This is a genomic window from Hymenobacter citatus (assembly GCF_014333615.1).
Taxonomy (GTDB): domain Bacteria; phylum Bacteroidota; class Bacteroidia; order Cytophagales; family Hymenobacteraceae; genus Hymenobacter; species Hymenobacter citatus.
In genome coordinates this window covers 18,123-38,993 of sequence record NZ_JACSCY010000020.1, presented here as the reverse complement: position 1 = coordinate 38,993, position 20,871 = coordinate 18,123, and the positions used below count along the sequence as shown (strand labels likewise).

Annotated in this window: 13 protein-coding genes; 4 read left to right on the top strand and 9 right to left on the bottom strand. The window is 56.7% G+C overall.

Annotated elements, in window-relative coordinates:
- Nucleotides 1–47: 47 nt before the first annotated feature.
- The 4 genes from H8B15_RS18740 to H8B15_RS18725 form a co-directional block, all read right to left on the bottom strand.
- Entirely contained in the window at nucleotides 48–1,676 is a 1,629-nt protein-coding gene (locus tag H8B15_RS18740) for an MFS transporter (protein WP_216859210.1), read from the bottom strand.
- 136 nt (nucleotides 1,677–1,812) lie between these two features.
- A complete protein-coding gene (locus H8B15_RS18735) occupies nucleotides 1,813–3,642 on the bottom strand; it encodes an alpha-amylase family glycosyl hydrolase (RefSeq protein ID WP_187321181.1) in 1,830 nt (609 codons plus the stop codon).
- Between the two features lie 80 nt (nucleotides 3,643–3,722).
- On the bottom strand, nucleotides 3,723–4,100 hold the full coding sequence (locus tag H8B15_RS18730; RefSeq protein ID WP_187321215.1) for a GxxExxY protein: 378 nt from the start codon (nucleotides 4,098–4,100) through the stop codon (nucleotides 3,723–3,725).
- Between the two features lie 60 nt (nucleotides 4,101–4,160).
- Nucleotides 4,161–6,038 (bottom strand): glycoside hydrolase family 13 protein, encoded by a 1,878-nt coding sequence (locus H8B15_RS18725; protein WP_187321180.1) that lies wholly within the window; start codon nucleotides 6,036–6,038, stop codon nucleotides 4,161–4,163.
- A 295-nt stretch (nucleotides 6,039–6,333) separates the two neighbouring features.
- Between H8B15_RS18725 and glgP the strand changes: the two genes are divergently transcribed.
- Nucleotides 6,334–7,983 carry an alpha-glucan family phosphorylase gene (glgP, locus tag H8B15_RS18720; protein ID WP_187321179.1) on the top strand — a complete coding sequence of 550 codons (1,650 nt, stop codon included), beginning with the start codon at nucleotides 6,334–6,336 and terminating at the stop codon, nucleotides 7,981–7,983.
- A 202-nt stretch (nucleotides 7,984–8,185) separates the two neighbouring features.
- Here glgP and H8B15_RS18715 read toward each other — a convergent pair whose 3' ends face one another.
- The 3 genes from H8B15_RS18715 to asnS form a co-directional block, all read right to left on the bottom strand.
- Nucleotides 8,186–8,776, bottom strand: a complete 591-nt coding sequence (locus H8B15_RS18715; protein ID WP_246455705.1) for an arylesterase — start codon at nucleotides 8,774–8,776, stop codon at nucleotides 8,186–8,188.
- Nucleotides 8,777–9,059: 283 nt separating this feature from the next.
- Nucleotides 9,060–10,778 carry a DUF8201 family protein gene (locus H8B15_RS18710; RefSeq protein ID WP_187321178.1) on the bottom strand — a complete coding sequence of 573 codons (1,719 nt, stop codon included), beginning with the start codon at nucleotides 10,776–10,778 and terminating at the stop codon, nucleotides 9,060–9,062.
- Between the two features lie 192 nt (nucleotides 10,779–10,970).
- Nucleotides 10,971–12,368, bottom strand: coding sequence for an asparagine--tRNA ligase (asnS, locus tag H8B15_RS18705; protein WP_187321177.1), 1,398 nt, complete (start codon nucleotides 12,366–12,368; stop codon nucleotides 10,971–10,973).
- 262 nt (nucleotides 12,369–12,630) lie between these two features.
- On the opposite strand from asnS, the gene rpoN reads away from it, so the two are divergent.
- The 3 genes from rpoN (at nucleotide 12,631) to H8B15_RS18690 (ending at nucleotide 18,374) form a co-directional block, all read left to right on the top strand.
- On the top strand, nucleotides 12,631–14,202 hold the full coding sequence (gene rpoN, locus H8B15_RS18700) for an RNA polymerase factor sigma-54 (protein WP_187321176.1): 1,572 nt from the start codon (nucleotides 12,631–12,633) through the stop codon (nucleotides 14,200–14,202).
- Nucleotides 14,203–14,489: 287 nt separating this feature from the next.
- A complete protein-coding gene (locus H8B15_RS18695) occupies nucleotides 14,490–15,023 on the top strand; it encodes a hypothetical protein (protein ID WP_187321175.1) in 534 nt (177 codons plus the stop codon).
- Between the two features lie 180 nt (nucleotides 15,024–15,203).
- A complete protein-coding gene (locus H8B15_RS18690) occupies nucleotides 15,204–18,374 on the top strand; it encodes a PAS domain-containing hybrid sensor histidine kinase/response regulator (RefSeq protein ID WP_187321174.1) in 3,171 nt (1,056 codons plus the stop codon).
- Nucleotides 18,375–18,452: 78 nt separating this feature from the next.
- On the opposite strand, the gene H8B15_RS18685 is transcribed toward H8B15_RS18690, so the two are convergent.
- Together H8B15_RS18685 and H8B15_RS18680 are read right to left on the bottom strand one after the other, a co-directional pair.
- Entirely contained in the window at nucleotides 18,453–19,181 is a 729-nt protein-coding gene (locus tag H8B15_RS18685; RefSeq protein ID WP_187321173.1) for a LytR/AlgR family response regulator transcription factor, read from the bottom strand.
- A 264-nt stretch (nucleotides 19,182–19,445) separates the two neighbouring features.
- Nucleotides 19,446–20,819 (bottom strand): FAD-dependent oxidoreductase, encoded by a 1,374-nt coding sequence (locus H8B15_RS18680; protein ID WP_187321172.1) that lies wholly within the window; start codon nucleotides 20,817–20,819, stop codon nucleotides 19,446–19,448.
- Nucleotides 20,820–20,871: the final 52 nt, after the last annotated feature.

Below are 20,871 nucleotides of genomic sequence, written 5' to 3'. Positions count from 1 at the left end.
CTGAAAGACCTTTTCTGTTAGGTACAAAAGATTTGATAAATAAACGATTACGTACGTGGTACCGTCACTATGGGCGTATCGTATGCTGGTGCGGGTGTATCTAGTGTAGCGGGTGCTTCGGGCTCGTCGGTATCCTTTACTCGAAGTGTGAGTAGTCCTGCCAGAATCATAGATGCTCCACCCAGTGCAATAGTGCTCATCGTATTGCCTTGGAACAAATGCATAGTGAAAAACCCCAGCAGTGTAGCGGCCACAATCTGTGGAATTACAATGAAGAAGTTGAACACGCCCATGTAGTAACCCATCTTGTTGGCTGGTAGCGACCCTGCCAGAATAGCGTAAGGCATTGATAAGATGCTGGCCCAGGCTATGCCTACCAACGACATAGAAAGCATAATCCAATCGGGGCCGGGAATAAATTTCAGTGACAATAACCCTATGCCGCCAAGCAGCAGGCAGAGCATATGAGTGCGGCGACGGCTGGTGCGAGCTGCAATAACAGGTAGCACAAAGGCAAAGATGGCTGCTACCCCGTTACGTACCGATGAAGCTAAGCTCAGCTTGTCAGCCCCATCGTTGTATTGCTGTTGCACTCGTTGTAACTCCTGCCGAGCTGTAGGTGTGGCGGGTGCGTGCGCTAAGTAGTAGTTAGCTAAGTTCAGGGTGAGGGTTTTCTCCGTGCTACTAGCCTGAAACTCGTTGATTTCTTTGAGGTCGTTCTGCAGAGCACGCAGTTCGTTTTGAGTTTTGTTGTCGGTGGCTTGGCGTGCAGCATTATCAATAAAAGAGGAAATCGTATTATACAGACTACTATTCACCTTCATGTTGTAGATATTGCTGGTGACGGCGTTAGTGGCATAAATCCACATTGAAAACAGCGCAAACCAGGTAAAGAACTGCACAAAAGCCAACTGTCGCATAGCCGTGGGCATATTGAACAGTCCGGCAAACGACTCACGCATTCCGTCCCAGATACCGGCCTGCGCATTCTCTCGCCGAAACTCCTCCATGTCTTCGGGCGGTGTTTCCTTGCTAGTGAATACAGTGTACATCACTGCTAGAATAAAAGCTAGACCACCTGCATAGAATGACCATTTCACGGACGGTGGAATCTCACCGGCTGGAGCAGTATTGCTTAGGTGCAGCCATTTATTGAACACCCACGGCAACGCTGCTGCTACCACCGAGCCTACCCCGATAAAAAAGCTCTGCATGGCAAAACCACTGGTGCGTTGGGAGCCCGGCAGCTTGTCGCCCACGAACGCCCGAAATGGCTCCATGCTGATGTTGATGCTGGCATCCAGAATCCAGAGCATCCCGCCAGCCATCCACAGCGCTGACGAGTTCGGCATTAGAAATAAGGCCAGCGTCGCCAGTACTGCCCCAACGAGGAAATAAGGACGCCGCCGCCCCCAGTACGGGTGCCACGTACGGTCGGAGAAATACCCGATGATGGGCTGCACCAATAAACCCGTTAGCGGTGCAGCAATCCACAGAATTGGAATGTCATCTTTGTTAGCTCCTAGCGTTTCGAAAATTCGGCTTACGTTGGAGTTTTGCAGTTCAAAGCCAAACTGAATGCCCAAGAAGCCGAAGCTCATGTTCCAGATCTGCCAGAAGGAGAGCCGGGGTTTGTTGTGGGTAGCGGAAGGGGCCGCCACGGTGCTACCTGCCATAAAAATTGAACGGGTTGAAAAGTCGCGCGAAATCGTTTGCAAACGCAACTTTGAAGGTACACACTTTACGCAAAAATGCCGGCTTCCTGCCATTGATACAGGAAGCCGGCATACGGTTCAGGGGAGGAGCAAGTTGTTATTTTGGTTTGATTTCCAGCACGCAGGCGCTCTGCGGAGCTATGGTTAGCGCCAGGTTGTCGATGGGTGGTGCCTGGTTAAGCAGGTCCGTGTAGGTGTACGACTTGCTGGCATCCAGCCCCATGGCCTGCATAGCAGCTGCCGGAATCTGCAACTGCGTTTGGGCACTCTGGCTGGAGCTGAAGTTCACCACAATCAGCAGCTTCTGCTTATCAGTGTAGCGCAGATAGGCGTAGAGCTGCTGCGGGTTGTAGCCGGGGCTGCTCTGGTTGGCCTGCTGCAACTCGTAGAAGCGGCCCCGCCGAATGGCGTCGCTTTGGTTGGTGAGCGTGAGTAGGCGCTGGTAGAAGCCGCGCAACTGGCGCTGGCTTTCGCTGAGCTGCCCACCGTCGAACTTGCCGCCGTTCATCCATTTCTGGTGCTCGGGCACGCCCCAATAGTCGAAGATGGTGGTGCGGCCATCGTCGGAGCTGAAGCCGCTGGCGCCGCGGCCCGGCTCGCCTACCTCCTGGCCCATATAGAGCATCACGGGGCCGTTGGCGAGGGTGGCCGTCACGGTCATGGCCGGAATGGCGGCGCGGGGGTTGCCAGCAAACTCGCGAGCGGCAATGCGCTGCTCGTCGTGGTTTTCCAGAAAACGCAGCATGTTGCCGGCAAAGCCGCGGCTTTCCTCGCGCCATACGTGGGTGATGTCGTCGGTGGTGCCCTGGCCGGCCATCAGGCGGCGCAGGCCGTCATAGAGCCCTACCTTGTCGTAGAGGTAGTCGAACTTGCCGGTTTCAATGTAGTGCTGGTATTGCTTGGGGTTGTAAATCTCGGCGGCGAAGATGATGCCGGGCTTCACCTTTTTCACCTCCGGAATCACCCAGCCCCAGAACTCCACCGGCACCATCTCGGCCATGTCGCACCGGAAGCCGTCCACGTCTTTTTTGGCCCAGTACAGCAGAATGTCGCGCATTTTCAGCCACGTATCCGGTATGGGCTCGAAGTGCGTCTGGCGGTTATTCGCGTAGTCGACGCCGTAGTTCAGCTTGATGGTTTCAAACCAGTCGTCGATGGTCGGCGTGGCCGAAAACACGTCGTTGCCGGTAGCTTTGGCGGGTACTTCCTGGTACTTCTTATCCTCGCCGGGGCCTTTCAAGTCGCCCAATGGGTTGTAGCCCGCTGGCACCCGAAACGCCTGGCCCGGAATGTAATAGAAGTTGTTGCCGGGGCTGAACGCCTGCGTTTTATCGTCGTGCTCGCCCAGGTCTACTACCCCCGCAGGCCGCACATCCGACTTGTAGCTGCGTGCCACATGATTTGGGATGAAGTCGATGAGAACCTTGAGGCCGTTTTGGTGGGTGCGCTGCACCAGGGCCTCGAACTCCTGCATGCGCCGCGGTACGTTCACGGCCAGGTCGGGGGCCACATCGTAGTAGTCGCGGATGGCGTAGGGTGAGCCGGCCCTACCCTTCACCACATCGGCATCGTCCAGGGGGATGCCGTAGCGGGTGTAGTCGGTCATGGTGGCGTGCTCGATGATGCCGGTGTACCACACGTGCGTCACGCCCAGCTGCTTGATGGCTTGCAGGGCGGTGTTGGTCACGTCGTTAAACTTGCCAACCCCGTTTTCCTCCACCGAGCCATAGAACTTGTTGGTGGTGTTTTTGTTGCCAAACAGGCGCGTCATCATCTGGTAGATGATCAGCTTGTGGTCCTGGGGCGTTTCGTTGGTGGTGTTGGGGTCAATGGTTGCAGACACGGGCTCGGTAACTTGGGGCGATTGGGAAGTGGAGCAGGCGGCCAGGCTGAGGGCAAGGGTCAGGGCTGGCAGGAGGGTTTTCATATTAAGTGCTTTCAGATCTGTTGTTTCGATGTTTTTAGCCCGCAGAGGGCGCAGAAGGAAACGCGGAGGACGCAGTGTGCTTACAGGCCATTCACTTTGCGGAAGATGCCAGCTTTGATGAGGGGTACGTTGAAGTTGATGAGTAGGCCAAGCTTGTGGCCAGACAGTTTCAGATAGGTGAGTAGCTGCATATGGTAGACTTCTAAAAGCGTTTCCACTGACTTTAGCTCCACCACTACTTTATTTTCCACTAACAGGTCCATCCGAAAACCGTTTTCCAGCTTGAGGCCATTGTAAAGTACGGGTAGGGCCACCTGCGTTTTTACATCCAACCCAACCTTACGCAGCTCGTGGTGCATCAGCGTCTCATACACCGATTCTAAAAGCCCCGGCCCTAATGCCGTATGAATAGCAAAAGCGGCCTTCCGAATTTCAAACGAAATATCATTTTCGTGCATCACAGCGTCTTCTGCGTTTCCCTCTGCGCCCTCTGCGGGCTAAAAGCTCCAGGTTGAAATCTACTTCTTCAACTCCCACACCAGCGCCGTATACCCCGGCACCTTCACTGCTTTCAAATCCGACACGGTAGCACCAGAAAGCACATCCGAGGCAGCAGAATAGCCATTGAGCCGTTCCGCAAACCGCGTCAGATCCACGGATTTCTCGCTGTCGTTGCCGTTCAGCATCACCATCACGGTGTTGCCCTGGTCGTCGTAGCGGAAGTAGGTGTAGATGTTGTCCTGCGGGATGAACTGCATCAGCTTGCCGGTTTGCAGCACGGGGTGCGCTTTGCGGTAGGTGCCGAGCTTGCTCACGTAAGCAAACGCCTCCTGCTCCTGGGGCGTGCGACCGGCCTGCGTAAAGGCGTTGCGCTTATCTTTCTTCCAGCCGCCGGGGAAGTCGGAGCGCACCAGGCCGTCGGGGTTCGAGAAGTTCTTCATCAGAATCTCGGTGCCGTAGTAGAGCTGCGGAATGCCGCGCGTGGTGAGCAGCCAGGCAAAGCCCATCTTCAGGCGGGGTAGGCTTTCGCCGATGACGGAATAGACGCGGCTCATGTCGTGGTTGTCCATAAACACCACGTTGCGGGTGGCATCCTGGTACATCCAGTCGCCCTGCAACGCGTCGTAGAGCTTAGTCACGTTGCCTTTCTCCTTGAGCGCGTCCCAAATGGCGCCCTGCGACTGAAAATCCAGCACGCCCGGCAGGTTGGACTTAAACCCATCCACCGGCTCGAAAATATTCTGGGCAAAAAACGCCTGCTGAGCCGTGCTGCCCACCCACGCCTCACCAAACATGCCCAACTGCGGATACTCGTCCAGCAACGCCTTATTCCAGGCCATCAGGAATTGCGGGTCGGAGTAGGGGTAGGTGTCGATGCGGTAGCTGTCGAGGCCCGTGTACTCCAGCCACCACAGAAAATTCTGGATGATGTAAGTGGCTACCAGCGGGTTGCTCTGGTTCACATCGGGCATGGTGGTATCAAACCAGCCGCGGTTGTACAGGTCCAGGTCGCGCTTCGAGCCGTAGGGGTCGTTGAGAGCCTGCGAGTTGTAGTTGCTGCGCGTGAAGCTGGGCCACCGGTTAAACCAGTCCTTGGCGGGCTGGTCGAGGAACAGGTAATTGTAGCTGCCCACGTGGTTGAGCACCACGTCGTGAATCACCTTCAGGCCGTTTTGGTGGGCGTTGCGCACAAACTGCCGGTACTCCTCGTTGGTGCCGTAGCGCGGGTCTACCTGGTAGTAGTCGGTGAGGGCGTAGCCATGATAGCTGGCCTTGGGCATGTCGTTTTCCACCACCGGGGTAGGCCAAATGGCCGTCACGCCCATGGATTTCAGGTAGTCGAAATGCTGCTCAATACCCTTCAGGTCGCCGCCGTGGCGGGCGTACATCGAGTCGCGGGCGATGGTGCGGGCGCGCTCCGTCTTGATGATGTCGTTTTTCGGGTCGCCGTTGGCGAAGCGGTCCGGCATCAGAAAATAGATGAAATCGGAGCTATTCACGCCCTGCACGCGGTCTTTGCCGGTTTCGCGGGCACGCAATTCGTACTCGTACTTGGTTTTGCTCTTGCCATCAAAGCTTAATTTCAGCTTGCCAGACTTGGCCTCGGGGCTGATGGTGAGGTTGACGAGCAGATAATTCGGGCTTTCGAGGCGTTGGAAGCCATCCATCGTCACGCCGGGGTAGGCGGCCAGGTTCACTTTACTGTCGGCAATGCCGGGGCCGTGCACCAGTAGTTGTAGCTTGGGATTCTTCATCCCTACCCACCAAAAAGTAGGGTCGATGCGGGCAATGGGAGCGGCCTTCTTGGCAGCTTCCACGGGAGTAGGGGCCGCGGTGGCCACTGGGGCAGCGCTACCACAGAGTAGGGCGGCCAGGAGGAGGTGGGGAATTTTCATGTAGTGTGGGAAATTAGAATGCAAGATACTGCTTGCTGCCCGCACAGGGCGCTGCTAGGCTGCCCGCACCACAACGATGCGGCCACGCAACAGCCGCTGCTTTGCTCCAGATAAGGTAAGAATGAAATCTTTGGAAGCTCAACACTACGCTGCGATGTCGCCACTCCGCCCCAAACCTTCCGGCCTGCTTGCCGTTTGGGCGGTAGTGCCCTCATTTTTTTGCTAGACTTGCAACCCTAACCCGTTGCTCCGGCAAGGTCTGCCGGGGCGTTGTTTCACCCTGACTTTTTCTTACATGGCTTTTGATTTAAACATGTACCCCATCAACCCCGAATTCAGCACCTCGGCGGCGTATTTTTCCATGGAATTCGCGCTCGATCAGGCGCTGAAAACCTACTCTGGTGGCCTGGGCTTCCTAGCTGGCTCACACATGCGCTCGGTGTATGAGCTGAAGCAGAACCTGGTAGGCATCGCCATCCTATGGACCGATGGCTACTACGACCAAACCCGCGACGGTAATCAGCTGATGCAAGCTGAGTTCCGCCACAAGTACTACTCCTTCCTGCAGGATACGGGCATCGTGTTCCCCATCACCATTCACGATGCCGATGTGCACGTGAAGGCCTACTACCTGGCACCCGACACGTTTGGCACGGCGCCCATGTTCTTCCTCACTACCGATATTGAGGAAAACGACTACCTCTCGCGCACTATCTCCCACCACCTCTACGACCCGGATACGGCTGCCCGCGTAGCCCAAAGCATTCTGCTGGGGGTAGGCGGTGGCAAGCTGCTGGATATCATTGAGCGTAAAGTAGATGTATATCACCTCAACGAGGGACACGGCCTGCCGCTGGCGTTTTACCTCTATGAAAAATTTGGCCGCAGCTTGGAGGAAGTGCAGAAGCACCTCGTGTTCACCACGCACACGCCCGAGCTGGCCGGTAACGAGGAGCACCCCGTAGCGTTGCTTTCCAAGATGAGCTTCTTTGGCCCCGTGCCCACCGAGGAAGTGGTGCGCGTGGCGGGCGTCGAAAACGGTCAGCTCAACTACACGCTCACGGCCCTGCGCTTCTCACGCATTGCCAACGGCGTATCGAAAGTGCACGGCGACGTAGCCAACGAAATGTGGGGACATTACGAGGGTATTTGCCCCATCACGTCCATCACCAACGCTCAAAACGGTACTTACTGGCGCGACAAGGCGCTGCACGCTGCTCTAGAAGCTGATAACGACGAGGCGCTGTTGGCTCGCAAAAAAGAGCTGAAACAGGAGCTGTTTAAAATAGTGGCCGACCAGACCGGCAACCTCTTCGACCCCGAAGTGCTGACGTTGGTGTGGGCCCGCCGCTTTGCCGGCTACAAGCGCGCCGACCTGATTCTGCGCGACTTCGAACGGTTCCGTGCTATCATCGAGAATACCGACCAGCCTATCCAGGTGATTTGGGCGGGCAAGCCCTACCCTAAGGATTTTGGGGCCATTGGCATCTTCAACAACATCATCAAAACCACCCGCCAGTTCAAGAACTGCGCGGTGCTCACGGGCTACGAGCTTGGCCTGTCGGCGGCGCTGAAAAAGGGTTCGGATTTGTGGCTGAATACCCCGCGCTACCCTCGCGAGGCCAGCGGCACCAGCGGCATGACGGCCGCCATGAACGGCTCCGTGAACCTGAGCATTGCCGATGGCTGGATTCCCGAGTTCATCCGTCACGGCGAAAACGGCTTTGTGATTCCCCACGCCGACATGCAGAATGAGGAGAAGGTGAAAGACGATCAGGAAGCTACCGCCCTGCTCGACGTGCTGGAGCAGGAAGCCCTACCCACGTACTATCAGGAGCCCAAAAAATTCCTGCAAATCGTAAAAACTGCCATGCGGGAGGTAGAGCCCGCCTTCGGCTCAAACCGCATGGCTACAGAGTATTACGAGAAGCTGTATGCTGTATAAGGTGAAATAGTGAGATGGTGAGTTTGTGAGGTGGTGAGTTACAAAAGAAGGGTATCATCCTGAGCTTGCGAAGGACCTTATGCCGGTAGAACGAGTCGTTGGTACGTCTGCCGTTCTCACGGAAAAAGGTTCTTCGCAAGCTCAGGATGATACCCTTCTTTTGTAACTCACCACCTCACAAACTCACCATCTCACTATTTCATCATCTCACCACTTCCTCCAGCACTTCCCACACGTTCTCAGCCAGTATTTTCTGGCCTTGCGCGTTAGGGTGCACGCCATCGGGGAGGTTGAGATTGCGGTGGCCTAATACTCCCTGCAATAAGAAAGGAATGAAAGGGAGCTGATTGCGCTCGGCCAGCGTACGAAACAGGGCCTTAAACTCCGTGGCGTACACGCCCAGATGATGTCCGCCCAGCGGCCCCAAATCAAAAGGAAACTCTAGGCCGGCGAGCACTCGCCGCGCCTGTGGGTAGCGGCGGCTCACTTCGTCCAAAATGAACTGCAGGTTCTGCATGGTATCGCGGGGCGGAATACCGCGCAGGCCATCGTTGGCGCCCAGCGCCAGCACAAATACATCGACGGGTTGCCGTGCCAACACGCTGCCAATACGCTGCCGGCCCCCGGCAGAGGTTTCGCCACTCACGCCGTAGTTGAAGGTTTTGTAGGGTAGGGAAAGCGTATCAAGGCGCTGTTGAATAAGTGAAGGGAATGCGGCGCTACCAGGCAACTGGTAACCCGCCGTGAGGCTGTCGCCAAAGAAAATAATGTTCTGCATAACGAGTATCTCCATACGCCACCGGCCAAATTCAGATGCCCCCATGGGCAACTAAATTTGGCCGGTTGGTAAGAAATAAACAGTTGTGCGCAACTTAAAATTCCGCGTTTTTCGGGAAGCGTGGGAAGGGAAGTAGTATATCCTACTGAAGCAGCGAATACCGACCGGCTTCCTGGTATGTTGTTGTGCTTAACTGTGTTGATTTATAGTCTTGGTGCGCAGAGGAACGAGACGCTTAAAGCAAATGATACCTCGAGGGAGAATAGTTGTTATTGAAAAACTATCCTGAAGCACAGAGTTAATCTTGCACCATTCGGAAGCCCTGACACAGTGTAGTACCACGCAATTGCAGACCTGGCGACAGCGAATCAGTACAAGGCAGCAGGGCGTTGCCGCAGCGGCTGTTGGGCCATGCGCCCATTCGCACAGGGTAGGAGCCTGCGTGGCCGGCCACCCGCGTGCGTACTGCCGGGTAGTCGGCTGGCCAAGTGAGGCGGGTGGTCAGCGTGTCTGGTTTCGCCAGCTCATGGCGCAGGCCATTCAGAGCATAGAAAAGACTGAGAGCACACAAGCTCCAGCCACCTACCCGGCCCCACCGAATGGGCAACCCACGAGCGATAATCAATGGGCTCAGTAGAGCAGCCCCAATGAGATAGGCATAGGCAAAGCGCATGGCGGGGGCCGCCACAAACCAACTACCGCAACCGAGTAGGAGCAGCAAATACAGCGTTAAGTCAGGGCGTTTTATCAGAGCGCTGTAGGCAGTTCTCTTCACTACCAGTTGCCACATCAGCCAGCCTAGCATCAGCCCGATGCCAGCCACAGCTACTAGCAGCAGCAGCTTATCGGCTGGTTCCTGTTGCAGCCACCATAGCGGTAGCCACTGGCCTAGTGGTTGCTTCGCTGCAAGAGGCCAGTCGCCCAAGGGCCGGCGGGCAAAAAGGCGAATCTCTGCTAAATCGGCGGCTAGTTGGGCAGGCGGTACAGCCCAATCGCGTACAACGGGGCCCACTTGGCCCGCCAGCGGATAGACAAGGTAGCCTGACAGCACGACGTTGCGGCCTACCCAGGGGAGCAGCACCAGCCCTATCACACCCAGTAGCAACCCCAAACGTCGCCAACGCCCTTGGGCAGGCCACCAGGCCGCCACCAACGGCCACAGCAGCATTGCGCCGGCTGAGGACTTCACCGTAACGGCCGTAGCTGCCACTATCCCTACCCAAAGCAGGCCAGCAGATAGCAACCGGGGCGTTTCGAGCAAGAGTCCCAGCAGCAGCAAGCCCAGTATGGCTGCGGTACTATCTGCCAAGGGAGAAGAAATCCAGGGGCGCATCGTCATCAGTAGGAAAACCACGCTGCCGAGGTAGAAGCTCGCCAACCAGGGCCGCTGGCCCACCCGTAGATGCCTGCCGGCCCGGCGTACGTGGTGGAGCGTTAGCAGCAAAAAGCCCAGACTACTCACGGTTTGCTGAAACGCTGGGGCTTGGCTAAGTGGAGTGGCCGGGCTGAAAAAGGCCGTCAATAAATGAGCGTGGGAGTTGAAAGCCAACTGTCCGCGCAAATTGCCTAGTCCTGGCACCAGCGGGTAGCCATGCATCCACTGAACAAACTGTGCATGGTATAAGGCTGAATCGGGAAACGTGGGCGGTTGGGTAGCGTGCGTCAGGAGCAGCGCTACCAAAGCGCCAGCCAGCAGGCCAGCAAGGGGGCCAGCTTCTTGCCAGCTGCCACCATAGCTGAGCAGTAGTAGGCGTAGCCGGGCGCGGTTTGCGACTAGCAGTATAATAGCTAAAGCGCTTATCCCCAGTTGCACGGGTAAAGCGACTGGTAGCGAGAAGCTAAGGATTGCCACCAGCCACGCCAGTATTGCTAAACCTCCAATTATCAATAATTCCGGACTGTCTGTTAGCACGCGAGGTAGAGGTCCCCAAATCCGTTTCAGCAATTTTTCCAGACCCAGACCAAATCCCAGGCCTACCCCGGCAGCCCACGCCCAAAACACGATAATAAGAAGCATACGTAACAAGCAGCTGGCTTTTACGCTACCAACCGGAGGATGAAAGATAAGGTAATGCTGTATCGCACAACTCGCAGGCCCAGCACAACAGGCTTGCACTATCACAAAGCGGGCGGCTCCACAAAGAAGCCGCCCGCCATAAATCATTCACGAAATCCGTGAAATTCGCTATAATTCGAGCAAATCCGTGGTCTAGAATTCCGCGTTTTTCGGGAAGCGTGGGAAGGGAATCACATCCCGAATGTTGGCCATACCCGTCACAAACAAAATCAGACGCTCGAAGCCTAAACCGAAGCCGGCGTGCGGCGCCGTACCGAACTTGCGCAGCTCCATATACCACCACAATTCGTCTTCGGGCACGTGCATAGCGGCCATGCGGGCGCGCAGCTTCTCCAGATCCTCCTCGCGCTGCGAGCCACCGATGATTTCGCCGATGCCGGGGAACAGCACGTCCATGGCCCGCACGGTTTTGTCGTCGTCGTTCAGCTTCATGTAGAATGCCTTGATATCCTTGGGGTAGTCGGTGAGGATAACGGGCTTCTTGAAGTGCTTTTCTACCAGGTAGCGCTCGTGCTCCGACTGCAAATCGGTGCCCCAGTCTACGGGAAACTCGAACTTCTTCTTGGCAGATTTCAGGATTTCTACGGCCTCCGTGTAGGTCAGGCGCTGGAAATCATTGTCGACCACGAAGCGTAGGCGCTCCAGCAACTCCTTGTCGTATTGGTCGTTGAGGAATTGCAGGTCATCAGCGCATTTGTCCAGGGCGTAGCGCACGAGGTACTTCAAGAAGTCCTCGGCCAGCTCCATGTTGTCCTGCAAATCGTTGAACGCCACTTCCGGCTCAATCATCCAGAACTCGGCCAGGTGGCGGGCCGTGTTGGAGTTTTCGGCCCGGAAGGTAGGCCCGAAGGTGTACACCTTGCCCAGCGCCATGGCCGCCACCTCGCCCTCCAGTTGCCCCGATACGGTGAGGTTGGTTTGCTTGCCGAAGAAATCCTGCTTGTAGTCTACGCCGGCTTTGTCCTCCGTGAGAGGCGGGTTTTGGTCAGGTAGGGTAGTCACCCGGAACATCTGGCCCGCGCCCTCGGCGTCGGAACCCGTGATAATGGGTGTGTGGATGTAATAGAAGCCGTGGTCGTTGAAGTACTGGTGCACGGCAAAGGCCAGCGCGTGGCGCACGCGTAGCACCGCCCCAAACGTGTTGGTGCGGGGACGCAGATGAGCTATTTCGCGCAGGAATTCCAGCGAATGCCCTTTCTTCTGCAATGGATATTCTTCGGGGTCCGCTTTGCCCAACACGGTAATTTCTGCGGCCTGAATTTCTACGCTTTGTCCTTTGCCCTGCGAGGCTACCAGCTGGCCGCGCACAGCCACGCACGAGCCCGTGGTCACGTCCTTGAGCGACTCCTCCGGAAATTTTTCGGCGTCGGCTACTACCTGGATGTTGTGGATTGAAGAGCCGTCATTCACGGCGATGAACTGTACATATTTATTGCCGCGGCGCGTACGCACCCAGCCGTTCACCACTACTTCGCGCTCCAGCTCCTGGCTGCCGAGCAGCGCCTGCACGCTCGTTCTTCTTAAAGACATTGGGACTCAGATTCAGGTTAAAGTTCTGAGCCGCAAAGGTAGAAGTTTTAGCAGGGGTAGCAGTACCACGCAGCATATTCGCTGCTGTTGTGTAAAATTTTGGCTTATCGGTAGGCTTTCTACTCAAAGTCCTGAGCAGAATCCGAATGATCCTATAGCAGCCACTAACACAACTTTTTTGGCTATGCCAAAGTACAGAAAGGCATATATTTGAGAGCTGCCACAAGCATTGTGCCGAGGATTTAGAAAGCGCCTAGATAGTATGCAACGACTGGATATGAAGCAGCTTCTTTCGCAGAAGCTGTCACCCCAACAGATACAGTTTATCAAGCTGCTGCAGATTCCGACTGCCGAGCTGGAAGCCCGCATCAAAGAAGAGCTGGAAGTGAATCCGGCGCTGGAAGAGGGCGACGATGCCGATGACGACTTTGAGGAGCAGGACCGGGATGAGGACGACGCCGATGACGACTTCGACGACCCCGACGCCGAGTTCGACAACGACGACAACACCCTCGACGAGGACTTTGACCGTGCCGAAGAACAGCCTGAGCTGGAGCTGCCACAAATCGAAGAATCCACGGCCGAAAAGGAAAGCAGCGACGACCTGGACTTGGGCGACTACCTCAACGACGACGAAATAGCCGGTTATAAAATGCAGGGCGACGGTCCCGGCGACGCCGACGAGGACCGCGAAATGCCCCTGGCCGACAACGGCGCTTCGCTAGTGGATAACCTGCTGGACCAGCTGGGCTTTGTGGCCGTGTCAGATAAGCAGCGCATCATTGGCACCCAACTCATTGGCTCCATCGACAGCGACGGCTACATCCGGCGCGACTTGTCGGCCATTGCCAACGACCTGGCTTTCTCCCAAAACGTGGAGGCCACGACCGAAGAAATTGAAACCGTGCTACGCCTGATTCAGTCGTTTGACCCGCCCGGCATTGGCGCGCGCGACTTGCAGGAGTGCCTGCTGTTGCAGCTGGAGCGCCGCCCCGCCGACCCCGACGTGGAAAATGCCGAGCGTATTTTGGCCGAAACCTACGAGGAGTTCACCAAAAAGCACTACGCTCGCATTCAGCAGCGGCTAGACTTGGAGGACGAGGAAATACGGGATGCTATTGCTTTGATTCTGAAGCTGAACCCCAAGCCCGGCGGCTCTGGTCCGGTAGGCATGGGCAAGGTGCAGTACATCATCCCCGACTTCATCCTGACCAACGACAACGGCCAATTTCACTTGTCGCTGAATGCCCGCAACGCGCCGGATTTGCGCGTGTCGCCGGCATACACGGAGATGTTTCAGGCTTATGATAAGGCCTCGAAGAAAGACAAGAAGATGAAGGAGGCCGTGACGTTCGTGAAGCAGAAGCTCGACTCGGCTAAGTGGTTTATTGACGCTATCCGGCAGCGTCAGCAAACCCTGCTGCGCACCATGGATGCCATTGTGCGCTACCAGCAGGACTTCTTCGCGGAGGGTGACGAGGGCCGCCTGCGCCCGATGATTCTGAAGGACATAGCCCAAGAAATTGGGATGGATATTTCCACCGTGAGCCGGGTAGTGAACTCCAAGGCCGTGCAGACGGAATTCGGCATTTACCCCCTCAAATATTTCTTCTCCGAAGGCATTGCCACCGACTCGGGCGAGGACGCCAGCTCGCGCGAGGTGAAGCATATTCTGAAAGAAATCATCGACGGCGAAAGCAAAGGCCGGCCTCTCTCCGACGACAAGCTGGAAAAGATGCTCAACGCCCGCGGCTACAACATTGCCCGCCGCACCGTAGCCAAGTACCGCGAGCAGCTCAACATCCCCGTAGCCCGCCTGCGGAAGGAACTGTAAAATGGTGAGTGGTGAAATGGTGAGATAGTGAATTGACGTTCTAGCTGCACTGCTTGCGCAGAATGCACCATCAGAACATCAACTCACTATCTCACCATTTCACCATCTCACTATTTCGATATCTGTACTTTATCCTGTTTTTTTAGGATTCGAGCCCTATATTCGTGTTCGGCTTTAATCCGGTTCCGTTGAAAAACTCCCTGGCTTTGGCGTTATCGGTGATTTTTCACCCGCTGCTGGTCCCATCATATCTTTATTATATTGTTTGCTACCAATTGCCGGGCGTAGTGCTCTACCCGTTGCCGCCCGACCGATGGCTGGTAGTAGCGGTTGCTTTCGGGTTTACCTTCTTGCTGCCTACCCTCTGCACGGGTGGGCTATACTGGGCCGGGGTTATCGACTCGCTGGAGCTATACGACAGGCGGCAGCGCACTCTACCTTTTCTGGCGGCGGCCATCAGTTTTGGGGTAGCGGCTTGGTTTTTTTTGCATACCGACTTTGCCTTGGATGCCCTGTTGCGCTATATGATGGTAGGCATGGCCATGGCGGTGCTGCTGACGCTATTCATCTCATTGCGCTGGAAAATAAGTGCCCATGCCGTGGGTGTGGGGGGTGCCGTGGGGCTGCTGGCTCTATTGCAGCTCAGCGGCCTTGCCGATCAAGAGGCACTGTGGTGGCTGCTGGGTAGCCTTTTGCTAGCGGGGGCTGTGCTCAGTGCCCGATTGCAGCTACAGTCTCACACGCCGGCCCAGGTATGGGCTGGGCTGGTTCTGGGCGTGAGTTTGGTAGCGGGGGTAGGCGTAGGGGTGGCGCTGGCCTAGCGGGTAGGAGCGGAACTGTGCGATTGTAGAAAGCAGGAGAATAGCATTGGTATTATAGCTTTATCGAGGGTAGCGCGGCTGTTGGTACACATGACTTTGCCTGCGCTTCAACGAATAAATCATCCTTGAAATTCGATTTTCTGCCCTGCTTCCGGGCGCGGTATTTGTCTGCTTGTAGCCATGGCTTCTTCCTCTACTTCTGATCTTACAACGGCCGAGCTGCTGGCGCAATTGCAGCAGGAACGCGCCGCTCGGCAGCTTGCCGAGCAGCGTATAGCAGAGCTGGAGCAGCTTTGCGCCCCCACTTCTCCTACCCTCGACCTGGGGCAGCTTCCCAGACGTAACCCCAACCCGGTGTGGCGCCTGAGCGCTACCGCCGAAACACTCTTCCTAAACCAAGCGGCCGAAAATCTGCGGCAACGTGAAGAAGAGGCAGGTGTGCTACCGCAATTGGAGGAGCTGGTGCAGCAAGCCATCGGGCAGGCCCTGGCGAGCGACAAGGTAGTGCAGCAGGAAATAGCATTGAAGCTCAACCACTACCTGCTGTTTGTGGTGCCTTCCTGCAACGAGCAGTACGCTGATGTTTACCTCACCGACATCACCCAGGGCAAAGATGCCGAACGGCGGCTGCAACAGCAACGCGAGTTCTACGAAACGGTTCTGAACCTGTTGCCGGTAGATGTGGCCGTGTTCGACCCCGAGCATCGCTACCTGTTCCTGAATCCGGCGGCTATTGCCAGCCAGGAAGTGCGCGAATGGATTATTGGCCGCAACGACTTCGAGTTCTGTGAGTATCGGCAGCGCCCCGTGGAGCTGGCCAAAGTGCGCCACGCTCGTTTCGAGCAAGCGTTGGCTACCGGGCAGGCTGTGCAGTGGGAGGAGTCGTTGGAGAGTCCGCAGGGCCAGCGCCGGGCACTGCGCAACATGCTGCCCGTATACAATCCCGACGGTTCTCTGCGCCTCATGCTGGGCTATGGCCTCGATATCACGGAGCGCTACCTAGCCGAAAACCGATTGCGGGAAAGCGAAGCCCGCCTGCAAGAGGAGCAAGCCTTTGTGCAACAGGTAGTAAACACGGTGCCCGACTACATCTTCGTGCGCGATATCAACACAAAGATTTCCTTCATGAATCAATCAATGAGGGATTTCGTGCAGAACACCAAGCACATTGAGCTGGTGGGTTTAGCGGAGGCAGAGGTAGCCCCCGAAGACCTAGCCATCTGGCGCGAGCTGCAACGTGTGGTGCAAGATGACCTTCAGATTATTACAACGGAGCAAGAGCAAACCGTGGAGGTATCCGTAACGCTGCGGAACGGCGAAATCCGTTGGCTACGCTCTGTGAAGCGTCCTTTGCGCCGTGCCGATGGCACAGTGAGCGTTTTAGGCGTCAGTACGGATATTACGGAAGCACGCACAGCCCGCGAAACGCTGATACGTAGCGAAAAACAATACCGCGACTTGATGCAGTTCAGCCAGGCGCTCATCTGCACGCACGACTTACAGGGCCGGATTCTGACCATTAACCCCACGGCGGCGGCCGTAGTGGGCTACCCGGCCGAGGAGATAATCGGGCAGTCGCTGCACTTGGTGTCGCCGGCTGAGCTACACGCCGATATGGGCGCCTACCTCACTACTATTGCGCAACAACGCGAGCTGGGAGGCGTGATGACGCTGGTTTCGCGCACAGGAGAGCGGCGCTTTATTCTCTATAACAACTCCTTGGTAGACGAGGCCGGCCAGGAACCCTACGTAATTGCCTACGGGCAAGACGTAACGGACCGCATCCTGATGGAAAAGGAGTTGAAGCGGGCCAAAGAGGCGGCCGAGGAATCGGCGCAGGCCAAGGAAAATTTCCTGGCCAACATGAGCCACGAGATTCGCACGCCTATCAACGGGATTCTGGGTATGGCCGGGCTGCTGGCCAAAACGGAGTTGCAGGAGGCGCAGCGCAACCACCTCAACATCATCCAAAGCTCCGGGCGGCACTTGCTGGCGGTTATCAATGATGTGCTGGATATTGCCAAAATTGAGTCGGGGCAGCTGCATTTGGAAGAAATTCCCTTTGATATCATCGAGTCGATTCGCGGGGCTGCCCAAACGCTGGCATACAAGGCCGAGGAAAAGCGCATTCGCTTCTTTATAGAGCCGCCTACCCTCCCGGAGCCCGTGGTAATAGGCGACCCCTTCCGTCTGAATCAGGTGTTGCTGAATCTGCTCAGCAACGCTATCAAGTTCACGGACCGGGGCTTTGTGGAGCTGACCGGCCGCGTGCTGCACGACTCTCCCGAGAAGCTCAGCATTGAGTTTCAGGTGACCGACACCGGTATTGGCATTCCGGCCGAAAAGCAGGAAGCCATTTTTGAGAGCTTCCGGCAGGCCTATACCGATACCACCCGCCGCTTTGGGGGCACGGGGCTGGGCCTCACCATCAGCCGGCGCTTGTCGGAACAACTGGGTGGGCGCCTGTGGGTGGAGAGTACACCCGGCCGCGGCAGCACGTTCTTTTTGGTGCTCACGCTGCCCAAAGCCCAGCAAACGGCCCTGGCCGCCGAGCCCGCCCTACCCGACTATGCCACGCTACGCGGCACGCGGGTGCTGCTGGTAGAAGACCACCCCGTGAACCAGCAACTGGCCCTGCTGATTCTGCAAGGCTGGGGCTTCGAGGTAGATGCCGCCGACAGTGGCCCAGAAGCCCTGGCACTCCTGGACCAGCACATGTACGACGTGGTGCTGATGGACATTCAGATGCCCGGCATGAGTGGCCTGGATGCCACCCGCCTGCTCCGGCAGCACGCCGACCCACTGAAAGCCGTGCTACCCGTTATTGCGCTCACGGCTAATGCCATGCGCTCCGACCACGAGGTGTACCAAAAGGCTGGCATCAACGACTACCTGCTCAAGCCCTTCGAGGAGCGCGACTTATTTTTGAAGATTGCAGCGCAGCTGGGCCGTACGGTGGAGGCCGCGGCTGAGGTAGCGGCCGTGCGCAGTGCGCCCGTTGCGCCGCTCTACCACCTGGCGCAGTTGCAGGAAGCGGCGCACGGCAGTGAGAACTTCGTGCGCAAGATCCTCACAACTTTCCTGCAACATACCCCGCCTGCCCTCGACCAGCTGCAGACAGCCGCCACCGTATCCGACTGGACCACGGCCGCCGAGATAGCGCACCGCCTGAAACCTACGCTGAAGTTGCTGGCCGTGACAGCCGCCGAGGAACCGGTGCGCTTGCTGGAGTCCTACCCCCACGCATCTCCCACCAACCGCCCCGCAGAAGTAACTTTGCAGGCTGCGGCTACCACACTCCTGACTACTACCGCAGCGGTGGTAGCCGAGTTGCAGGCTGCCGGGTATTAGGTAAGCAAGGAGTACTACCTAGCAAAAAGGGCCGTCTCAATATACTGAGACGGCCCTTTTTGCTATAGCCTTGTAGTGCTAGATGCGGTTGATTTTCCGGAAAACGATGTCCTGATAGGATTTGCTGATGGGCACTTCCTGGCCGCCGGGCATCAGCGCCATGTTGTTTTCGATAGCCTCTACCCGCCGTAGATTCAGGATATAGGAGCGGTGCACGCGCACAAAATGGTCGAAGGGTAGGCGCTCTACGAAGGCCTTGAGTGTGGTATATACAATGTGCTTCTGCTTGTCGGTCACGATGATAACGTAGTCAGATAGCGCTTCTACGTAGAGCACATCATCGAAATTGATGCGCACCATCTTGTTGTTGACCTTCACAAACAGGTCGGAATCGGGGAGGGATGGTGCCTGCGTAGCCGTGGCTTGGGCTAGGGCGCCGGCTTGCAGCTGCGCCCGCTGCACGGCCCGGCTGAAACGGGCGTAGTCGAAGGGCTTCACCAGGTAATCGGTCACTTGCAGATTGAAGGCGTCGACGGCAAAATCTTCGTGCGCAGTGGTTAGGATAACCAAGGGAGGATTGGGGAGCACGCGCAGCAACTCCAGGCCACTAAGCTGGGGCATCTGCACGTCCAGAAATAGAATATCTACCTGATTACCATTGCGAAAGAAGGTCAGCCCCTCCAGACCATCAGTGAGTGAGGCTGTGAGTGAGAGCGAATCCGTGAGGGAAATGTAATGCTCCAGCGTCAGGCGGTTGATGGGGTCGTCATCCACAATGAGGCAGGAGAATGTGGGGGTAGTGGGCATATGGCAAATAAACTACACGTAGGAGTAGCAGTCAATAAACAATTGGCTGGGTAAAGGTACGCTTCACCTAGAAAAGAGGACGTTTCAGCGAGAAAACTGATTGTCAATCACAAACATAGTTGCAATTAACCGGCCAAAATTATATGGCGCGGTACAGCTTCTAGGAAGAAAAAAATCCTATTTGTTTTGCTGCCTACTGGGAAGATGATAGAACGGTCTGGCAGGATTCTGACGATTTTCCGAACAGCTCCTGAAAAAGAGCGACTATACTAAGCGAGCCATTTCCTGCTGTACCAGCGCTTGCACGGCGGGCGTATCGTAGTCGGCCTCTGTTTGAATGAGCGGCATCAGGCGCTGCATGATGCGCTCCTGGCGGGTGCCGTTGGCCAGGGCCTCGGCATAGGGCGTGTGCGAGAACGTAACCTGCGAGTACAGCGGCAGCCACTGATCGGGGTACTGCGCGGATATTTTGCTCTCGATTTTCTTTTGCAGCAGAAAGCGCGGGTCGGCTACCCGGTCGCGCATCTCCTGGAAGTTATACACCGCCAGGTCGGCCATAGCGTCGGCATCGGGCTTGCGGCGGCGCTCAAACTCGGCAAAGACCGTGTTCCAGTCACTCTCAAACTCCGTCAGCAATTGGTCGAGCACGGTGCAATCCTCGAAACCGGCGTTCATGCCTTGGCCGTAAAACGGCACAATGGCGTGCGAGGCATCCCCGATTAGCACCACTTCGCCCTGGTACGACCACGGGTAGCAGCGCACCGTCACGAGCGAGCTGGTAGGGTGCTGGGCAAACTCGGTCAGCAGATCCGGCATAAGCGGTACCGCATCGGGAAATACACGCTCAAAAAAGTCCTGCACCTGGGTAGGCGTTTGCAGGGAAGCAAAGGAAGTTTCGCCTTCGTAGGGAAAAAATAGAGTGCAGTTGAATGAGCCGTCGAGGTTGGGCAGGGCAATCATCATGTACTGCCCGCGCGGCCAGATGTGGAGTGCTTCTTTATCGAGCTGCCAGTTGCCGGCTGCGTCGGCCGCAATCTGCAATTCCTTGTAGCCGTACTCCAGGTAGCTCTGCGCGTAATTGAAGCGGTCCGTTTTCTGCATGGCCCCGCGCACCGCCGAAAAAGCTCCATCGGTGCCAAACAGGCGATGGTAGGTGAGCACGTGCGTCTGTTGGGTGGTGGTATCGCGCAGGGTAAGCTGGCGCCGGCGCAGGTCTACCTCCAGGCACCGCTGGTTGAAGTGCAGGCTGATATTGGGGTGCGCCTCGGCCAGATCGAGCAGGGTGCGATTAAGACCATCGCGCGAAACGGAGTAAATAGCTTGATTTTCCTGCCCGTAGGCCTGGTAGGTGAGCTTGCCCTCCACGCTGTGCATAGCGCGTTTGTAGAGGGGTAGGGCTACCTGGCGCACCGCTTCCTGTACGCCGATGCCTTCCAGTGCCCGCCAGCCCCGGTCTGAGAGAGCCAGGTTGATAGAGCGCCCCTCGGCCGCTTCCTGGTAGCGTGGGTCGGGCCGACGCTCGTAAATAGCCACCTGATGGCCCCGCCGCGCCAGGTAGAGGGCAAGTAGGGAGCCTACCAGACCTCCGCCCATGATGGTGAGCGGCTCGGAGGGGGTGGCAGGAGCGGGAGCAAACATAGACACGACAAAAAAAGAATGAAGTAGCGAAGGTAAACGGTTACGGAATAGC

Excerpts from the sequence above, each read along its gene's own strand:
- H8B15_RS18740 (WP_216859210.1), bottom strand. The coding sequence starts at position 1,676 with ATGGCAGGTAGCACCGTGGCGGCCCCTTCCGCTACCCACAACAAACCC.
- H8B15_RS18735 (WP_187321181.1), bottom strand. The coding sequence starts at position 3,642 with ATGAAAACCCTCCTGCCAGCCCTGACCCTTGCCCTCAGCCTGGCCGCC.
- H8B15_RS18730 (WP_187321215.1), bottom strand. The coding sequence starts at position 4,100 with ATGCACGAAAATGATATTTCGTTTGAAATTCGGAAGGCCGCTTTTGCT.
- H8B15_RS18725 (WP_187321180.1), bottom strand. The coding sequence starts at position 6,038 with ATGAAAATTCCCCACCTCCTCCTGGCCGCCCTACTCTGTGGTAGCGCT.
- glgP (WP_187321179.1), top strand. The coding sequence starts at position 6,334 with ATGGCTTTTGATTTAAACATGTACCCCATCAACCCCGAATTCAGCACC.
- H8B15_RS18715 (WP_246455705.1), bottom strand. The coding sequence starts at position 8,776 with ATGGAGATACTCGTTATGCAGAACATTATTTTCTTTGGCGACAGCCTC.
- H8B15_RS18710 (WP_187321178.1), bottom strand. The coding sequence starts at position 10,778 with ATGCTTCTTATTATCGTGTTTTGGGCGTGGGCTGCCGGGGTAGGCCTG.
- asnS (WP_187321177.1), bottom strand. The coding sequence starts at position 12,368 with ATGTCTTTAAGAAGAACGAGCGTGCAGGCGCTGCTCGGCAGCCAGGAG.
- rpoN (WP_187321176.1), top strand. The coding sequence starts at position 12,631 with ATGCAACGACTGGATATGAAGCAGCTTCTTTCGCAGAAGCTGTCACCC.
- H8B15_RS18690 (WP_187321174.1), top strand. The coding sequence starts at position 15,204 with ATGGCTTCTTCCTCTACTTCTGATCTTACAACGGCCGAGCTGCTGGCG.
- H8B15_RS18685 (WP_187321173.1), bottom strand. The coding sequence starts at position 19,181 with ATGCCCACTACCCCCACATTCTCCTGCCTCATTGTGGATGACGACCCC.
- H8B15_RS18680 (WP_187321172.1), bottom strand. The coding sequence starts at position 20,819 with ATGTTTGCTCCCGCTCCTGCCACCCCCTCCGAGCCGCTCACCATCATG.